The sequence below is a fragment of the Acinetobacter sp. WU_MDCI_Abxb74 genome (genome assembly GCF_025513915.1).
Classification (GTDB): Bacteria; Pseudomonadota; Gammaproteobacteria; order Pseudomonadales; family Moraxellaceae; genus Acinetobacter; species Acinetobacter calcoaceticus_C.
Window position 1 is genome coordinate 329,578 of sequence record NZ_JAHPRP010000001.1, and the last position, 18,390, is coordinate 347,967.

Genomic DNA, 18,390 nt, shown 5'->3' on the forward strand with positions numbered 1-18,390 from the left:
TTCTAAAAGCCCTCATATTTGAGGGCTTTTTTATTAAATTGGTTCTTCTTTATCTGGATCTATAAATACTAACGGTACTGAAGGGTCAATATTCCTTTTTTCAGATTTTTCTCTAAGGAATTGGTAAGTAGGGACTTTCATTTTTGCCTGCTCGCGTAGTTTCTTTTTAATGTAAAGTACAAGAGCAAAACATGTCGTTGCAACAGTGAGCATCATACCATTCATATAGCTCATAATTGAGCTTACATAACCAATGGTCGTTAATCGATGCATCATACGTTCGACTTGGGTGCTACTTTCAACGCCGGTAATTGCCCAACTACATAAATGTTCACAGTTATTAATAATCAGATGATAGTGGTTTTCATTCATGCGTGAACGCATTCGGCGCACGACAGCTTTTCCTTTATAACGTGGCGTGTCATAAGAGCGAACATGTATTTTTTTGCCATGCGAGAATGTATCTATTGAAGTGATTTCAATCGGTCGTTTTTTGATGAAATGCGCTAAGCCTGAATAATGGATAACTCGACCTCTCCCTGCATAGATACCATGATGGCTATAGCCGAGATGCTTTACAATGAGGTGAGCCCCTAAAGGGTAGAGCTTATTTGGTTGTTGCATGCTTACGCTGATCCAATAAAGTGTAAATGGCTTTTATTGAAAAGCTGCTCATCATTATAACCAAGATAGACATTTTCGAGTGTATTGATTACGTCGAATGGATGAGTTTGGTACATATCCAATTATAATTGTGTTTATTGTATCTAATTTAAAGATTTAATATGAAGAAAAAATGTCATGTATGGTGGTAGTAAATGAAATGGTTGATGTGGTGCTTAACTATATATGGGCTTCTGATTCAGTCTGTCTATGCAATAGAACACCAGCAAGTTAAAACAGCGGAAGGCGACCAATATGATGTGGTTGCAATTAGCAATTTAAAACAGTTACGTTTGTTTCTTAAGAATTCTAATAATCAACAGTATTACAAAAGCTTTAATAGTGTGCAGGAACATTTAAAGCAATGTGAGCGACTTTCTTTTGCAATGAATGCAGGAATGTTCCATCCGGGATTTTCTCCAGTAGGGCTGTATGTTGAACGAACTAAGGTGATTCAGCCACTAAATAAAAGTAAAGGATTGGGGAATTTCTTTTTACAGCCTAATGGCGTGCTAGGTTGGAATAAAAAACAGGCATTTATTTTAACAACGCAGCAATATAGTCGACGAGATTTTAACGTTGATTATGCGACGCAATCTGGACCGATGTTAGTTATTGATGGAAAGATAAACTCCCTTTTTTTACCAGATTCTCAATCAAATAAAATTCGTAATGGGGTCGGAATTCGGAATAATAAACTCTACTTTGTAATATCAAAGAATAGCGTGAGTTTTTACAAGTTTGCTCAGTTTTTTCAAAGAAATCTTAGGGTGGAGCAGGCTTTATATCTGGATGGTTCTATTTCTAGTTTATACGTTCAAAAAGACAAACGTAATGATCAACAATTTGCAATGGGGCCAATTGTTGGTTGGGTAGATCAGACAGATTGTCGCTTGAAGTGAAATATAAAAAAGCCAGTACAAGACTGGCTTTTTTTATTAGTGAATAGATGGTTTTTGAGTGAGTTCATTCAACTCTTTTCGGCTATAACCACGGGAAATAAGAACTTTCTTTATTCCCTTAATGACATCTTCATCTGTTGCTAGTGCAAGAGCACTTAGAAGTTGTTCATTTGTTTTACATGAGCAGTCATTTTCAACACAAGCAGTTTGGTTCTTATGCTCGTTATGCTGTTGATCTGCCAAGAACAGCTTTTGCCAAAAACTCATAGAGCCTTCATATACAATCTAACATAGCTCGAAATATAGCCAATCTAAAATAAAATACAAGTCTCTATAAGTGATAAATCGACCAATTGAACTCAAGAATTTTCGATAGGAATGCTCGAGTTAAACGAAATTATGACGAATAGATGACTTGATATTTTTTGAAAATTTAATTACTTAGATGAAAAGGCTATAAAAAATAAGGAGGTATATAACCTCCTTATTTTTAGCATTTACAATGAAAGATTTTGTTTAAATCTTCTCAAGTAATACACCTGATTCAACATGATGGGTATAGGGGAACTGATCAAACAAAGCGAACTTGCTAATACGATGAGTTAAACCTAATATTTTTAAGTTCTCATACAGTGTATCTGGGTTGCACGAGATATAAATAATACGCTCAAAACCTTGTAGCAATTTTAAGGTTTCATCATCAATCCCTGCGCGTGGGGGATCAACAAATACGGTATCAAAGTCATAACTTTGAATATCAATATTCGCTTCTTGTAAGCGGCGGAATTCACGTTCACCTTGGTAGGCTTGAGTAAATTCTTCGGCTGAAAGACGAGCAACCTGAATATTATCAATCTGGTTTTGCTCAATATTCCATTGAGCTGCATAAACAGAAGACTTGGCAAGTTCGGTTGCTAAAACACGTTCGAACTTTAATGAAAGTGGAAGGGTAAAGTTCCCATTGCCACAATAGAGTTCTAATAAATGCTTTTTAGATCCTTCAGCAGCATCACAGGCCCATTGCAGCATTTTTTTGCAAACCTCTGCATTAGGCTGAGTAAAGCTACTTTCAATTTGCTTATATTTAAATGAACGGCCTAATAGTTCGAACTCTTCAACAACAAAGTCATCACCAATAATAATTTTCTGGCCACGACTACGACCCATAATTTTAATATCTAACTTCTCAGCAAGCGCTTTAGCTGCTTGTTCCCATTCCTGATCAAGCTTACGATGATAGATTAATGTAACTAACATTTCACCGCTAAGAGTTGCTAAAAAATCAGCTTCAAATAAACGTGCGGAAAGTTTAGGCTCTGCTTTAAGTTCTTCTAAAAGCCTTGGCATTAAATCATTAATGCTTTTATCAGCAATAGGGAATTCGTCTATGCGGACAACAGTTTTTTGCTTGTCATCATCATTACGTTCAAACATTGCATAGAACATATCATGATCTGTATGCCAGATTCGAAACTCAGCACGCATCCGGAAATGTTGTTCAGGTGAATCAAACACATCTAATGCAGGTGGTGTATATTCAGAAAATTGTGCAGTAATGCGATCAATTTTAGTTTGAAGTTGTTGACGATAAGAAGAGGTCATAGACAAAGAAAAATTGGACAGAATCAAATAGTGAATGGTATCAAAAAAAACGGGGTTACAGGAGCCAATTTTAGCCCGATATCATTAAGGAGCGAGCATAATCTAAAATGATGAGCTTTTTAGAACATGGCTAATAAAATCTGATTTTATTGTTCTATATTGATCGGGATCTAAATGACTACATTGTAATTTTAATTGATTATATTCGTTGACCAAGGTTGGAGATTCCATAAGCTTATCTCTAAAGGTTAAGAAAAATATGAACTCCGAATGAGATGCCACTACTTGAAAAGCAACCTCATCATTATTGAGTGATTCAAGCATACAAAGTTCATGTGTTCTTAGCGTATTTTGCTTTTCGATAAAGTTAAGTGTTTTTAACTGTTCAATTGCAAAGTCGAACTGCTCAGGCATGACTTCAATATAGATATCGAGATCACCCTTTGAAATTGCATTAGGAATTGCAGATGAACCAATATGCTCAATTCTTGCAAATGGTAGTAATGTGGAAATATCTTTTTGGTATAAATTAAAAAGCTGAGCGCATTTTTGTTGATATTGTTCTGGTTCTAAAAAAATCATGATTAGATTCTCTAAGAGATAAAATTTATATATTTAAGAATAGATTACTTCAGTATATAAAAAAGCCCAAATACTAAGATTTGGGCTTTTTTTTAAAAAGTTATGCGTTAATCAGTCATTGTCATTAAGCTTGCGTTACCACCAGCCGCAGCTGTATTCACACTAATTGCACGTTCAATCACTAAACGCTCAAGTGGAATATTCTCATTTGGCTCAACATGTGTAATACCTACAATTGCTCCAGAACGAGTAGCCACTTCTTGCTGTAATGAGAAGATTTCTTCACGTTTACCGTGATGTAAAACTGCATCAAAAGCATCTGATGCGATGTTTTTGACCGTAGTAATTGCAGCAAGCACATCTTTCGGCAAGGTTTGTTTATATTTTGCCAAGAGTGGGCTGTTCGGCATTACCGCAGCTTGACTACCAACCGCAAAAATTGCAAGCAATTGATGTAGTTGGTTTTCTTCTGTGTCAGCAATAGAAAGAACTCGATGACGCGGCAGAATAATATATTGGTTACTTTCCCCAGTAGGGCCTTGTAACTCATAAAACTTACCAACACCAAATGGTTCAATGTTGCGATTTGCCTGCGGTAAATGCTGTTTCGCCCAATTTTGTAAGCTCTGATAAACCTCACGGTTAAAGCCTTCAAAAGCAGTTTGCTCAGTCTTCATGGCAAATGGTGTTGCCAATACTTTGTTTGAACACTGCTGCATTAAGCGATACATGTAAAGCGGACCACCAGCTTTTGGACCTGTACCCGATAAACCTTCACCACCGAATGGTTGAACACCAACAACAGCACCCACAATATTACGGTTGATATAAAGATTACCAACTTCAGCATGTCGAATCACTGTTTGGATCGTTTCATCAATACGTGTATGAAGACCCATTGTTAAACCATAACCTTTGGCATTAATTCGCGAGATGAGCTGTTCCAGTTCGCCATACTTATAGGTAATGATGTGTAAAACTGGACCAAAGACTTCACGTTGTAAATCATCAAGGTTAGGTAACTCAATTGCTGTTGGTACAACAAAAGTTCCTTTACTTAATTCATTTTGGCTCGTTGCACCAAACATCAGCTGATGTACTGGATAGCCCTTAGACTTCATTTTTTGGATATGCTGATCAATTGTCTGTTTTGCTTCATCATCAATTACAGGACCAATGTCAGTTTTCAAAATAGCAGGGTTACCTACAATCAACTGTTGCATTGCACCTTTAAGCATTTTTACGACGCTTGCAGCACTGTCTTCTTGTACACATAAAATACGTAAAGCAGAGCAACGTTGACCAGCGCTATCAAAAGCTGAACTGACAACATCAAGTACAACTTGTTCAGTTAAAGCTGATGAGTCCACAATCATTGCATTTTGACCACCAGTTTCCGCAATGAGAGGAATGGATTGGCCATTTTCAGATAGGCGTTTTGCAACAGTTTTCTGTAAAATCTTGGCAACTTCAGTTGAGCCAGTAAACATGATGCCATCGATACGATTATCTTGGCTAAGCTGAGCACCAACTGTTTCACCACGGCCTGGAAGTAGCTGTACAGCACCATGTGGAATACCGGCTTCCCATAAAATTTGAACTGCTTGAGCTGCAATTAAAGGTGTTTGTTCAGCAGGTTTAGCAATAACACAGTTACCACTGCCTAGTGCTGCCGCAATTTGACCTGAGAAAATTGCAAGAGGGAAGTTCCATGGACTAATACAAAGTACAGTACCTAAAGGCTGAATTTTTGTATTTGTAGGAAGGTTCTCAACTTGAGTTGCATAGTAACGTAAGAAATCTACAGCTTCGCGAACTTCTGCAATCGCATTTGCATATGTTTTACCACTTTCACGACTTAGCAGAACCATAAGTTCTTGCATACGACCTTCCATAAGGTCTGCTGCACGTTTTAAGTACTGAGCGCGCTGATCTTTAGACGTAGTGGACCACTCAGATTGAGCTTGCTCAGCTGCATTAAGTGCAATTTCAACATGCTTAAGATCAGCTTCTTGCACATGCCCAACAATTTCATCATTTTGTGCTGGGTTTGTAATTGCAATGGAATGACCTTGCTCTAATGTTTCTGTCGTTGCCAATAATGGATGACTTTGCCAGATACGATTACGGAGTTGTTGAGCTGTATTGTCAAGTGCTGAAAGCGGTTCGTCATTTGCTAAATCATAGCCTTTAGAGTTTTTACGGAGTGATCCATACATGTCTAAAGGTAACGGGATAGATGGGTGTTTTAAACCTACCAAACCTTCAAGTTTAGCTGCGTTGCGAATATCGTAAATTGGAGATTGAATGAGATCTTCAACTTTAAGCGTTTTGTCTGCAATTCGGTTAACAAATGAAGTATTCGCACCATTTTCAAGTAAACGACGAACTAAGTAAGCCAACAAAGTTTCATGGTTACCAACCGGAGCATAAATACGGCATGGCACGCCTAATTTATTTTGCTCACGTGGGCCAACGACTTGTTCATAAAGTGGTTCACCCATACCATGCAAGCATTGGAACTCATATTGACCAGCATAATATTTGCTTGGGTCAGCTAAATGATAGATCGTTGCCAATGTCTGTGCATTATGAGTTGCAAATTGCGGATAGATATAGTCAGGTGCAGCAAGTAGCTTTTTAGCACAAGCAATATAAGATAAATCTGTATGTACTTTACGGGTAAAGACAGGGTAGTCATCCATACCATCGATTTGAGCTTTCTTGATTTCGCTATCCCAATATGCACCTTTCACGAGGCGAATCATGAGACGTTTTTGGCTACGTTTCGCAAGGTCAATGATATAATCAACTACGAAGAAACAGCGTTTTTGATAAGCTTGAATGACAAAACCGATGCCTTTCCAGTCTGCAAGTTCCGGCTCAAAACAAAGACGCTCAAGCAACTCAAGAGAAATCTCTAAGCGCTCTGATTCTTCGGCATCAATATTCAAGCCAATGTTGTATTGTTTAGCCAAACGCGCTAACTCAAAAACTTTGCCGTAAAGCTCTTGATGAACACGTTCAATTTGTGCACGTTGGTAGCGAGGATGTAAAGCAGAAAGCTTAATGGAAATACCCGGGCCATCGTAAACGCCTTTACCGTTAGATGCTTTGCCAATTGCATGAATGGCTTGCGTATAGTCGTTAAAATAACGTTCAGCATCATGTTCGGTTAAAGCAGCTTCACCCAACATGTCGTAAGAATAGCGGAAACCTTTGTCTTCCAATACTTTTGCATGGTCAACGGCTTCTTCAATAGTTTCACCAGTAACAAACTGTTCGCCCATCATACGCATTGCAACATCGACTGCTTTACGAATAATGCCACGTCCACTACGCGCTAATAAGCCAGTAAGTACACTTGAAAGACTAGTTTGCTTTGGCGTTTCCATGAGTTTACCAGTCAGCATAAGGCCCCATGCAGCAGCATTTACAAACATTAAGCTACTTTGGCCAACGTGTTCTTTCCAGTTACCTTGATTGATTTTATCTCGAATAAGCAAATCACGTGTTGCTGAGTCTGGAATACGAAGCAAAGCTTCAGCAAGACACATTAACGCCACGCCTTCTTGAGAAGAAAGAGAGAATTCTTGTAATAACCCTTGAACAATTCCAGCTTTACCCGAAGAAGTTTTACGTTCACGTAAATTATGGGCAAGATTAAAAGCAAGATCATAAATTTTATGATCTAAATCGTCAGATACAGCCGCAGCTTGTAATAATTCTTCTACAGCTTCTGGTTCCGCACGTCGCCAAGCTGTATTAATGCGTTGTTCAAACTCACTTTTATCGTTGAATTCGGTGATATAGCCTTGGTGAGATTTATCCATTTGATGAAAAGTATCCATTGTGTTCATATCTGTGTCCGCCAACTAGCTCTCATACTATTTATCTTGAGTAGAGAGGTTTAGATAATTTATCATTACAGAAGAAACACCGAATAACTCACTATATTTAGCCCATTTTTTAGAGGAAAATTCAGATGAATGGCCCATTATTAAGCCTTGATCGCACTGATTTAAAAATTTTGGATATTCTTCAAACAGATGGGCGAATTTCTAACAGTAAATTAGCCGAACTTGTGAACTTATCACCAACCGCTGTTATGGCTCGAGTGCAAAAATTAACGAAAGATGAATTCATCTTGGGATATGAGGCTAAGTTAAACCCTGTCAAATTAAATGCTAATTTTCTGGTATTTGTTGAGATATTACTGGATAAAACGACACCTAATGTTTTGGATGAGTTTATTGATGCTGTGGTGCACTATCCAGAAATTGTGGAATGCCACATGGTAAGTGGAGGCTTCGATTTTTTAATTAAATTACGAAGTGGAAGTATGGAAGAATTTAGACGTATTGCAGGACAAGTGCTATGGCAGTTACCTGGGGTAAAAGAAACCCGGAGTTACCCAGTGATGCAGGCAGTGAAAGATACTTCAAAAATTAAAATCAAAACTAAAAATAAATAAAGGGGCCGAAGCCCCTTTATTTATTTAGATGGTTTTATACGCTTTCTTTGTAGAGTTCATCTGCTTTTTCAAAGCGTCCAGTTACTGTTGAATTTGGCGCTTTAGTTAAAAGACTAACAACAATGATGCTGATAAATGCAAGGATAAAGCCAGGAATAATTTCGTAAACACCAGTGTCTGCGAAAAGATTTTTCCAGCCAATAACCACAACTGCACCAACGATCATACCCGCTAAAGCACCTTGTAAATTCATACGTTTCCAGAACAATGACAAGATGATAAGGGGACCAAATGCTGCGCCGAAGCCGGCCCATGCATAAGCAACAAGACCAAGAACCTTACTGTCTGGGTTGCCTGCAAGAAAAATTGCAAGAACTGCAATTGCAAGAACCATGAGACGACCAACCCATACAAGTTCTTTTTGAGATGCATTTTTACGAAGGAAGCCTTTGTATAAATCCTCAGTTAAAGCACTTGAACATACTAAAAGTTGACAGCTTAATGTGCTCATAACAGCAGCTAAAATTGCAGCCAAAATGATACCAACAATCCATGGATTGAATAAAATTTTAGTCAATTCCATAAATACAGTTTCAGGATTTTTGCTTACAACGGCTGCTAACTCAGGGTGTTGTTCAAAATAAGCAATACCGAAGAAGCCAGCACCTACAGCACCGATTAAGCATAAAATCATCCATGTCATACCGATACGACGAGCAGCAGGAATAGATTTTACTGAATCAGCCGCCATGAAACGTACAAGGATGTGCGGTTGACCAAAGTAACCGAGACCCCAAGCCATGGAGGATAAAACTGCTACTACACCAAAATCCGAGATGAGATTAAACGCATGCGGACGAGCAGTTTCAATGAGGGTAACGAAATGAGTTGTGTCACCGATCGCAAGGTAGGTCACGATTGGAGTTAACAACAGAGCAAAAATCATCAGGCCAGCTTGAAAAGTATCCGTCCAGCTAATTGCTAAGAATCCGCCAACACAAACATAACTGATGGTCGCAATAGCACTGAGCCAAATTGCAGTGTTGTAGGACATTCCGAATAAATTTTCAAACAAACGTGCGCCAGCTACCATGCCTGAAGCACAGTAAATTGCGAAGAAAACTAAAATAATAACCGCCGAAAAGATACGAAGTATTTTTTTCTGGTCATCAAAACGGCTGGTAAAATAATCTGGCAGAGTTAATGCATTATTTTGTATTTCAGTATGAACGCGTAATCGACCAGCAACCAGTAGCCAGTTAAGCCAAGCACCGATAATTAGACCAATTGCAATCCAAGCTTCAGATAGACCAGAAAGATAAATCGCTCCTGGTAAACCCATGAGTAGCCAGCCACTCATGTCTGATGCGCCTGCGGATAATGCAGTAACGAAACTGCCTAAACTACGACCACCAAGAATATAATCTGAGAAGTCGCTTGTAGCACGGTAGGCAAATAAGCCAATAAGTACCATTGCTAAAATGTACACCATAAACATGATGAGGGTGGGATCAAAATAACTCATGATGGATGTGTGTCCTTATATCCATAATCCGTGATTGTAACCTAATCCAGGTCGCTGTTTTCTTGTACGGCATTCAAGAGGTTGAGATTCAACCACAAAAGAATTTTTTTGCTCTGTTATCTTTACATTGTATTTTTGTATCTTTGTGTAAGTTGGTGTAATTTAGATTACAAACTTGAAAAATATATTATTTATCATTTGGTTATAAATTTTTTAATATTTTATTTTTTTAAATTATTCTAAGAAAAATAAGTTTTATAAAAAATAAATCCATTTTTATTTATAAAAAGGGTGGTAGGCAAAATTTTATTGCCGAAAATTAAAACAAAATTAGAGAATTCGACAAAATTTTATCCAAAAAATAATAATTTTTATTCAAATTAAATTTATTTAGTCCTTAAAAATTGCAGTCATTTGGTTAAATTTTCAAAAAGTTGATGCATTCCTTGAGTGGCTGACAACTTTAACAATTCGTATTGTTGAGGAACACGTAAATAATCTGCTTTTGGATCTATATAATAAGCTTTACATTGAGCTGAAATTTCATGCACTAAACCAGCAACAGGATATACGCTTAATGTTGAGCCGATTACAATAAAAACATCTGCACTTTGCACTAATCTAATTGCGTCTTCATAAGCAGGTACAGCCTCTCCAAACCAAACAACGTGTGGGCGAAGGGGGTAGCCATCTGGGCAAATGTCACGATCTAAATCTAATTCCCAACCATTAATGTCATAAAACCGAGTTGTGAATTGTGCATCTGGTCCTGAACTTTTTGATAAACGAATGTTTCCATGCAAATGTAAAACGTTGAGACTTCCCGCACGTTCATGCAAATCATCAATATTTTGAGTAATAACCTGTACGTCAAAATAATCTTGTAGTTTGGCAATATATTGATGAGCTTTATTGGGTTGAGATTCTAAAATATTTTTACGTCGTTCATTATAAAAACGTTGAACTAAAGCAGGGTTCTTTTCCCACGCCTCTGGTGTAGCAACTTGTTGAATATCATAATTTTCCCATAGACCATTACTGTCACGAAAAGTGCTAATTCCACTTTCGGCACTCATACCCGCGCCAGAGAACACAACAAGTTTTGTCATATACGTCACCGAATCAGATAGCTGACTTTAAATTAACTGCATAAACAAAGAAAAAACCAGCTTAAATCTAAACTGGTTTTTATTAAATCTTGAAAACGATACCTATGTTATAGGCCAGCTTCATATTCTGCATTTGTTAAAAGTTTTTCAACATCTGCAATATTGTCTGGTTTGATTTTATAAATCCAGCCTTTACCATATGGATCGTCATTTACGAAATCAGGATCATCTTCAAGGTCAGTATTTACTTCCACTACAGTGCCTGAAACAGGAGCATGAATGTCCGAAGCAGTTTTCACTGATTCAACAACTCCAGCTTGTTCGCCAGCTGTAACTTGACGACCAACTTCAGGAGTTTCGACATATACCAAATCGCCCAGTTCATCTTGTGCGTGGTCAGTAATCCCTGTAATAACAAGATCACCTTCAATTTTTACCCACTCATGTGTACGTGCATACTTCAGTTCCGAAGGATGATTCATGGTAACTCCTTAAGCTTGTGTCCAATAGTTTTAAACATTATAAGTATGGGTCTTTACGCCAGTTGCTCGGACTGCGGCCGCTCCAGCGTTTAAAAGCACGGCTAAAATTTGCAACGTCCGAATAGCCAAGTTCGTCTGCAATCTGTTCAAGACTATAATCTGTACGGGAAAGCAGAGATGTTGCGTGCCGATAGCGTACTTCATCAACTAATGTAGAAAATGAAGTTCCTTCTGCTGCCAATTGACGTTTGAGGGTGCGATCCGACATATGTAGGTATTCTGCTACATTTTCAATGCTTAAGTAATGTTGTTCCGAGTTAGTTAAAATATCGCGAACTCGCATTGCTAAACGACGGCGCTCACCCAAAGCAGAAAGTTCAGATTCACACTGATTAATGGCAACTTGACTGGCGATTGGATCTGAATTAATTAATTTAAGTCCTAAATATTTTTTATCAAAACTTGAAATTAAATGGGGTTGGTTAAAGCGAATCGTACTACTTAACTTACTTCTATATTTCTCGAAACCTTCTGGCTCTGCGAAATCTAAATCTACATCACCAGCTAAATCTTCAATACCAGTCATGGCTTTCGCCATGCTCATAATGCCAATAGTTAGACCTAAAACAATTTCTGTTCGCAAAGGTTCTAGTTCAATATCACATTGTAATTGTAAGGTCGCCTTGGGCCCAAAAGTTGAGAAATATAATTGTAAAAAGGGTAAGCGTAGTTGAATAAAGCGTGCTGCGAGAGCAATTGCTTCGGTAATATCTTTGGCTGTCATAATTGCATAGCCAATAAAACCATGAATTGAAATACGCATTTGAGTACCAAGATGGTAACCCAAAGTAGTTTCACCAGTTAGATTAAGCGCGTGTTTAACCAGTTCATTCGCTACTGGTGTAGAAATACGATAGTCAGGGTCAGCTAGTTGCTCGCTGGTAAGATGAAATGGAGCAAATAATGTTTCATCATTGTATCCCCAACGTGAAACGACATCTAATAGCAATAGGCCATAGACACCCGGAATACCCTGATCTTGACGAGCTGAGGTAATTTTCATATGCGTTCCATTGCTCTCATCAATTTTTCACATGCATTTCTTACACATCTTGTCATGAAATATAATCTGAGTTTATAAAAACTGTTAGACAATCATATCAACCATTTTTAAACATTTTTTTTAAAGACAACAATTTTTGTTGTTGAAATAAGTAAGACATCCCCATGTTGATTTAAGGCTTGCGTAACGTAACTTACAATACCACGATCTAATTTTGTTTTGGATGGTGTGATTGCTGAAATTTCAGTTTCAACATGAATTCTATCACCCGGTCGGGTGGGGCGTGGCCACCGCAAACTCGATTCTGAACCGATCAAACCGCCATGAATAGGCATGCATTCTGTCCATAAACGCATAGTGATGGCAGAAGTGTGCCAACCACTGGCAGCAATCCCCTGAAAAATAGGATCATGCTTAGCCTGTTCTTCATCTGTGTGAAATGGTTGAGGATCATAAGAATTTGCAAATTTTTTGATTTCATCTAAGGTGATTTCATATTCACGGCTAATGAAACGGTCACCAATTTTCAAATCTTCTAAATAAAGCATTAATCTTGACCCTGTAAAACTTTTTGTTCAAACAGGAAGCCGCCTGTTTGACGTTTCCATAATTGTGCATATATTCCATTTTGAGCAATTAACTCTTCATGTGTTCCTTGCTCAGCAATTTTTCCTTCATCAAGAACAATTAAACGGTCCATTTGTGCAATAGTAGATAATCGGTGTGCAATTGCAATAACAGTTTTATCAACCATAAGGTCATTTAAACTTGACTGGATAGCCGCTTCAACTTCTGAATCTAATGCACTAGTGGCTTCATCTAAAATCAAAATAGGTGCATCTTTTAAAAATACACGTGCAATAGCAATACGCTGTCTTTGACCACCAGAAAGTTTTACACCACGTTCACCTACTTGGGCGTCATATCCATTACGACCTTTTAAATCAACCAACTGAGGTATAAATTCGGTGGCTTTTGCTTTGTTTACAGCATTTTCCATGTCGGCATCAGATGCATCTGGACGCCCATATTTAATATTTTCAGCCACTGAACGATGTAATAAAGAAGTGTCTTGTGTCACTAAGGCAATATTTGCTCTTAGACTATCTTGAGTCACATCTTCAATATTTTGCCCGTCAATTAAAATTGCACCTTGCTTAAGATGATAAAAATGTAAAAGCAATTGAATAAGCGTAGACTTTCCGGCTCCAGAGCGTCCAACAATTCCTATCTTTTCACCTGCTTTAATATGTAAGTTGAAATGATCAATCACATTTTTATTGTTATAAGCAAAGCTTACATCTTTAAATACAATCTCGCCTTGGGTAACGTTAAGCGTTTTTGCATCTGGTTTGTCTTGAATATTGATTTTTTTACCTAATGTTTGCATACCATCTTGAATGGTTCCAACATTTTCAAATAACGCGGACATATGCCACATCATAAATTCAGCCATACTATTCAGCTTTAAAATCATGGCAGTAGTTGCTGCAATTACACCTAATGCTGCTAAACCTTGAGTCCATAGCCATACTGAAGTACCAATAACGCCAATAAATAAAATGGCGGATAGCATGTTGATACTTATTTCAAAAAGAGTGCCTAAACGCATCTGAGCATAGACTGTTGTCATAAACTCTTTCATTGATGCTTTTGCATATTGGCTTTCACGTCCCGCATGAGCAAACAATTTAACAGTTTGAATGTTGGTATAAGCATCGGTGATACGGCCAGTCATAACTGATCTAGCATCGGCTTGCTGCTGCGAAACTTTACTTAAACGAGGGATAAAGAACCATGCGCTTAATAAAAATAAAGTTAACCAAACCAAAAGTGGTATTAACAAAATTGGTGAAATTGCCCCAAGAACAATGCTAATGGTAATAAAGTAAATAGCGACGTAAGCCAACATATCGCCCAAAATAATCCAGAATTCACGGATTGCGAGGGCCGTTTGCATCACTTTTGCAGAAAGTCTTCCAGCGAAGTCGTTATGAAAAAAATCTAAGCTTTGTTTCAATAAAAGATTATGGAAACGCCAACGCAAACGCATTGGAAAAGTACTATATAAAATCTGGTGTTTAACAATAGATTGAATATTTACAAAAAAGATGTTGGTAAATAAAACACCAATTAAAAGGAGTAAATCAGTCGTGTGCTGACTTAAAAAACTTTCAGGATGACTTTTACTTAACCAATCTACGAGTTGTCCAATCTTTGAAAAAAGTAAGGCTTCAAAGCTTGCCGCACCTGCTGTAAAAAGAATAAGTAAGAATAAGTAAGGGCGTAAGCCTTCCGTTGCTTGCCATACAAATGGAAAAAATCGAGTTGGTAAAGGTTCATCCAGACCTTTTGTTGGGTAGGGATCTACAAGTTTTTCAAACCACTTCAGCATGAATTACTACCTTTAAGACAAAAGCCACTTAATTAAGTCTTTGCAATTAAATTTATAAAAAGTCAGTTAGATCAAGATCACTTAAGTTTTCGATCTTTTGAATATGTGCAAATACACATGAACTGATTATGTTGTACGTCATTCATGAGTACATGACGTAAAATTTGGATACCTGAAGAAATCTTCAAGAATGTCGCGAGGACTTAAAAAATTATGATTTATTATATCGGGATTAATAGATAAAGTGGTGAAGGAATTTATTCTTTAAGTATTTTTTCTTAATATTTTGATCATTTGTTAAATTAATACTTTTTAAACTAATTGGGAAAAGGCCTTTATATTTACATCATAAAGGCCATTGTATGTGTTACCACATTAAATCATCAGGAATCACATAGGCTGCATAAGGATCTTCTTCATCTGTGGTCTGTTCATTGGACTCAGCATTGTTCAATAAAATAAAACCTTTCATCTTCTGATCAATTTTTTCAGCTAATGCTTTAGGTAGGTAAGCATATTGATTTTGATCTTTAGCAATGAGCAAACTGCCTGAAACAAGGGCATTGTATACTTGCTGAGAAATATATACTTTCTTGATCTTACCTTCATCAATAAATTGATAAACACTATCACCATCAGTATTTGAAATTTTATGATGTTTAATCATTTGAATGATTGATGCTTTGAGGGCTTTCTCCTCAAGTTGTTGTTGTTTTTCTAAGTTTAAAGCCTGATCTTTAGCTAACTTTTCTTGTTGAGCTTTTTCAATATTCGCTTTGATTTCAGGCTCATCACTTTGACCGATACGTTGTTCATGATGAGCTTGTTTTGTTAGTTTTTTTGCTTTTTTATTATCCACTAACCCAGCTTTTAATAACTGTGCTTGTAAGGCATTTTTAACCATGACTTAATCCTTATGTGAAGTTGAAGGGCTATAGAAGTAAACTACCCAGTAAGAAATACTTAAGACTAAGCTTAAAGTTGCTGGCAATAAAAATGCTTGTAACTTTAAATGCGGATGTACTAGCGCAGCGAGAATTCCACCCAGCAGAAAACCTGCAAAAATAAGTAAGTGTAAAACAATACGTCGGTTTTCTACCGGTAAGCCTCTAGCTTTATATCCCAGAGCTAAACCAATATCTGTTAAAACGCCAGATAGATGGGTAGTTCGAATAATGGTTCCTTTATAATGGCTCACCATTGCATTTTGTAGGCCCATTGCTGTACAAGCCCATAATAATCCATAGCGTGGAAAATAAGGAAGTAATAGCCAACAAAGAAAAATGAATAAAGCAACAAGGCTTAAAGGTAAGCCATAGCGACGACCTAGTCGAAAATGGCTGCTGCCTAAAATAAAACCACTATAAAATGAACCGCAAACATAACAAATAATTACCAGAAATAAGAAAATGATATGTTCTGGTTGCCACTCTACCAAACTCATAGCTAGCATACTAACGTTGCCAGTCATATGTGAAATAGATTGATGCAAAAGGGTAATTAACCCTAATACATTAATCATTCCGGCATTAAATGCCAGTAAAAAGGCCCCAAGTTGGAACCAGTTTGGTAGACGTTGAAATGGCATTTCGATTAGGAAGCTTGTTTGGAACGAATATCTACAGCTGCGGTAAATAAAACATCCGTAGAAGAGTTAAGCGCTGTTTCTGTAGAGTCTTGCAATACACTAATAATCATACCAATAGCCACGACTTGCATAGCAATTTCAGTTGAAACACCAAATAAACTACAAGCTACGGGAATAAGAAGTAAAGAACCACCAGCTACACCAGAAGCACCGCATGCTGAAACTGTAGCAACAACTGATAAAATAACCATTGTTGCGAAATCAACATGAATTCCAAGTGTATGTACAGTGGCTAGCGTGAGTACAGTAATTGTCACTGCTGCGCCAGCCATATTTACTGTTGCACCTAATGGAATAGACACACTTGCCGTAGATGGATTAACACCTAAACGCTCTGCTAAATCTAAGTTAACTGGAATGTTGGCTGCTGAACTTCGTGTGAAGAAAGCAGTAATACCGCTTTCTTTTAAACATTTAAAAACTAAAGGATATGGATTACCACGGATAGTTAAGCCTACCAGAATAGGGTTGACTATGAGGGCAACAAATAGCATTGTCCCTAGTAATACGACTAATAAGTGTGCATAGCTCTCAAGTGTCGCAAGACCCGCATCAGCAAATGTTACAGCAACTAGACCGAAAATACCGACAGGTGCAAAAGCAATTACTTTATGAATAATAGCACTGACAGCATGTGCAACATCTTGCATTACTTGTTTTGTCGTATCTGAGCTATGGCGCATAGCTAAACCAAGGCCAATTGCCCAAGCTAAAATACCGATAAAGTTAGCTTCACTAATGGCTTGAACAGGGTTTGCAATAAAGCTTAAAAGCAAATTTTTTAATATATCTGCGAGACTACCAGGCGCTTGTAAATCATTATGTGAAATCGTATTGAGGAATAAGGTGCTTGGAAAAGATAAACTTGCAATAACAGCACTAAAAGCGGCTAATAGCATTCCTATTACATATAGAAGTAGAACTGGGCGTAAATTTGCACTATGACCCACTTGAAAGTTGGCAATAGAAGAAAGCACCAATACAAAAACTAAAATAGGGGCAACCGATTTTAAGGCTTTAATGAAAAGCTCACCAAATAAACTTAAGTAAGGCGTAACGTTCGGAAATAGTAATGCAACGCCTATTCCTAAAATAATGGCGATAATAATCTTAGTGACTAAGCTTAATCGAGAAAAGAATGCAAGCATATAAAGGCCTTATTAACCTAATCATGGCTAAAGGTTGAACAAGCGGAGTATTTTATACGTAAGTGATGTGAATCTTAAGCTTTTTTATACCAACTAGAGCTTTTTATGAGGGTTGGTAATATTAAAGTGTTGTTTTAATTTTATTTATTATTTAACTTTAATTTTTTCTATTAGAGGCTTTGCTTGTTAATTGTTCGTTAAGAAAACGAATTATATCAAAAAGCTGTGAAAGTACCACGTGAACTACAGAGTTATGAATTGATGCAACTGAAAACGGGGTAAATAAGACTTTGGAAAAGCTACGCGAATTTTCAAAACTTTGTGCTTATACTAAACTCTAAGCTTTCAAGCTGAAAAATCGCATATTTCAGGAAATTACTAATATTTTTATAAAATTATAATTTAAAGATATTATTTACTTGCACAGTACAGCTGGTGAAGCGTATTTAAAATTGAATGCATATTGTCATCCTTAATAGAATAAAAAATTTGCTTACCATCACGACGAGTTGATACAACATCACTTTTACGTAACATCATAAGCTGTTGTGAAAGAGTGGGCTGTGTAATTTGGGTCTTCTCTTCAATTTGTGAGACGTTTAGCTCTTCATAAGCTAAATGACATAAAATTAATAAACGATCTGTATTAGCCAGAGATTTGAGAATTCCAACGACTGAATCAGCCGCATTTTTCATTTCTTCAATTTGGAGTCCATCTTTCATACTTTATACCTATATCAATATAGCGGGCATAGTATAGATTGATCTTAATGAAATGAATGTAGCAAAACTAATCA

The 18,390-nt window shown here is 37.1% G+C and carries 17 protein-coding genes; 2 read left to right on the forward strand and 15 right to left on the reverse strand.

Going from position 1 to position 18,390, the window contains the following annotated elements:
• Positions 1-33: 33 nt before the first annotated feature.
• Positions 34-624 (reverse strand): lecithin retinol acyltransferase family protein, encoded by a 591-nt coding sequence (locus tag KTH84_RS01565; RefSeq protein ID WP_133973908.1) that lies wholly within the window; start codon positions 622-624, stop codon positions 34-36.
• 194 nt (positions 625-818) lie between these two features.
• On the opposite strand from KTH84_RS01565, the gene KTH84_RS01570 reads away from it, so the two are divergent.
• On the forward strand, positions 819-1,565 hold the full coding sequence (locus KTH84_RS01570) for a phosphodiester glycosidase family protein (protein ID WP_262471724.1): 747 nt from the start codon (positions 819-821) through the stop codon (positions 1,563-1,565).
• 36 nt (positions 1,566-1,601) lie between these two features.
• Here KTH84_RS01570 and KTH84_RS01575 read toward each other — a convergent pair whose 3' ends face one another.
• The 4 genes from KTH84_RS01575 to putA form a co-directional block, all read right to left on the reverse strand.
• Positions 1,602-1,832: a hypothetical protein gene (locus KTH84_RS01575; RefSeq protein ID WP_003651412.1), complete on the reverse strand. Its 231-nt coding sequence runs from the start codon at positions 1,830-1,832 to the stop codon at positions 1,602-1,604.
• Between the two features lie 249 nt (positions 1,833-2,081).
• Positions 2,082-3,167, reverse strand: coding sequence for a tRNA (uridine(54)-C5)-methyltransferase TrmA (gene trmA, locus KTH84_RS01580; protein WP_262471725.1), 1,086 nt, complete (start codon positions 3,165-3,167; stop codon positions 2,082-2,084).
• Positions 3,168-3,269: 102 nt separating this feature from the next.
• Positions 3,270-3,749: a GrpB family protein gene (locus KTH84_RS01585; RefSeq protein ID WP_262471726.1), complete on the reverse strand. Its 480-nt coding sequence runs from the start codon at positions 3,747-3,749 to the stop codon at positions 3,270-3,272.
• 107 nt (positions 3,750-3,856) lie between these two features.
• The gene (gene putA, locus KTH84_RS01590; RefSeq protein ID WP_262471727.1) at positions 3,857-7,609 is read right to left on the reverse strand and encodes a trifunctional transcriptional regulator/proline dehydrogenase/L-glutamate gamma-semialdehyde dehydrogenase; all 3,753 of its coding nucleotides are present in this window, start codon (positions 7,607-7,609) and stop codon (positions 3,857-3,859) included.
• Between the two features lie 125 nt (positions 7,610-7,734).
• On the opposite strand from putA, the gene KTH84_RS01595 reads away from it, so the two are divergent.
• A complete protein-coding gene (locus KTH84_RS01595; RefSeq protein WP_042896550.1) occupies positions 7,735-8,223 on the forward strand; it encodes an Lrp/AsnC ligand binding domain-containing protein in 489 nt (162 codons plus the stop codon).
• A gap of 34 nt (positions 8,224-8,257) precedes the next feature.
• Here KTH84_RS01595 and putP read toward each other — a convergent pair whose 3' ends face one another.
• From putP to KTH84_RS01645, 10 genes are all read right to left on the reverse strand, one after another.
• Positions 8,258-9,748: a sodium/proline symporter PutP gene (putP, locus tag KTH84_RS01600; RefSeq protein ID WP_133973901.1), complete on the reverse strand. Its 1,491-nt coding sequence runs from the start codon at positions 9,746-9,748 to the stop codon at positions 8,258-8,260.
• A gap of 410 nt (positions 9,749-10,158) precedes the next feature.
• Positions 10,159-10,866, reverse strand: a complete 708-nt coding sequence (locus tag KTH84_RS01605) for an SIR2 family NAD-dependent protein deacylase (protein WP_262471728.1) — start codon at positions 10,864-10,866, stop codon at positions 10,159-10,161.
• 98 nt (positions 10,867-10,964) lie between these two features.
• Positions 10,965-11,339: a glycine cleavage system protein GcvH gene (gene gcvH, locus KTH84_RS01610; RefSeq protein WP_042896546.1), complete on the reverse strand. Its 375-nt coding sequence runs from the start codon at positions 11,337-11,339 to the stop codon at positions 10,965-10,967.
• A 37-nt stretch (positions 11,340-11,376) separates the two neighbouring features.
• Positions 11,377-12,402, reverse strand: coding sequence for an AraC family transcriptional regulator (locus tag KTH84_RS01615; RefSeq protein WP_042896545.1), 1,026 nt, complete (start codon positions 12,400-12,402; stop codon positions 11,377-11,379).
• Positions 12,403-12,509: 107 nt separating this feature from the next.
• Positions 12,510-12,950, reverse strand: a complete 441-nt coding sequence (locus tag KTH84_RS01620) for a MaoC family dehydratase (RefSeq protein WP_202742272.1) — start codon at positions 12,948-12,950, stop codon at positions 12,510-12,512.
• Complete coding sequence (locus KTH84_RS01625; RefSeq protein ID WP_262471729.1) at positions 12,950-14,797, reverse strand: ABC transporter ATP-binding protein; 1,848 nt, start codon at positions 14,795-14,797, stop codon at positions 12,950-12,952. The genes KTH84_RS01620 and KTH84_RS01625 overlap by 1 nt, the downstream gene beginning before the upstream one ends.
• Before the next feature lie 367 nt (positions 14,798-15,164).
• On the reverse strand, positions 15,165-15,701 hold the full coding sequence (locus KTH84_RS01630; protein WP_075431380.1) for a DUF2058 domain-containing protein: 537 nt from the start codon (positions 15,699-15,701) through the stop codon (positions 15,165-15,167).
• 3 nt (positions 15,702-15,704) lie between these two features.
• Positions 15,705-16,385, reverse strand: a complete 681-nt coding sequence (locus KTH84_RS01635; protein ID WP_133973893.1) for a YoaK family protein — start codon at positions 16,383-16,385, stop codon at positions 15,705-15,707.
• Positions 16,386-16,390: 5 nt separating this feature from the next.
• Positions 16,391-17,593, reverse strand: a complete 1,203-nt coding sequence (sstT, locus tag KTH84_RS01640; protein ID WP_202742269.1) for a serine/threonine transporter SstT — start codon at positions 17,591-17,593, stop codon at positions 16,391-16,393.
• Between the two features lie 411 nt (positions 17,594-18,004).
• A complete protein-coding gene (locus KTH84_RS01645) occupies positions 18,005-18,316 on the reverse strand; it encodes an ArsR/SmtB family transcription factor (protein WP_002121379.1) in 312 nt (103 codons plus the stop codon).
• Positions 18,317-18,390 lie beyond the last annotated feature (74 nt).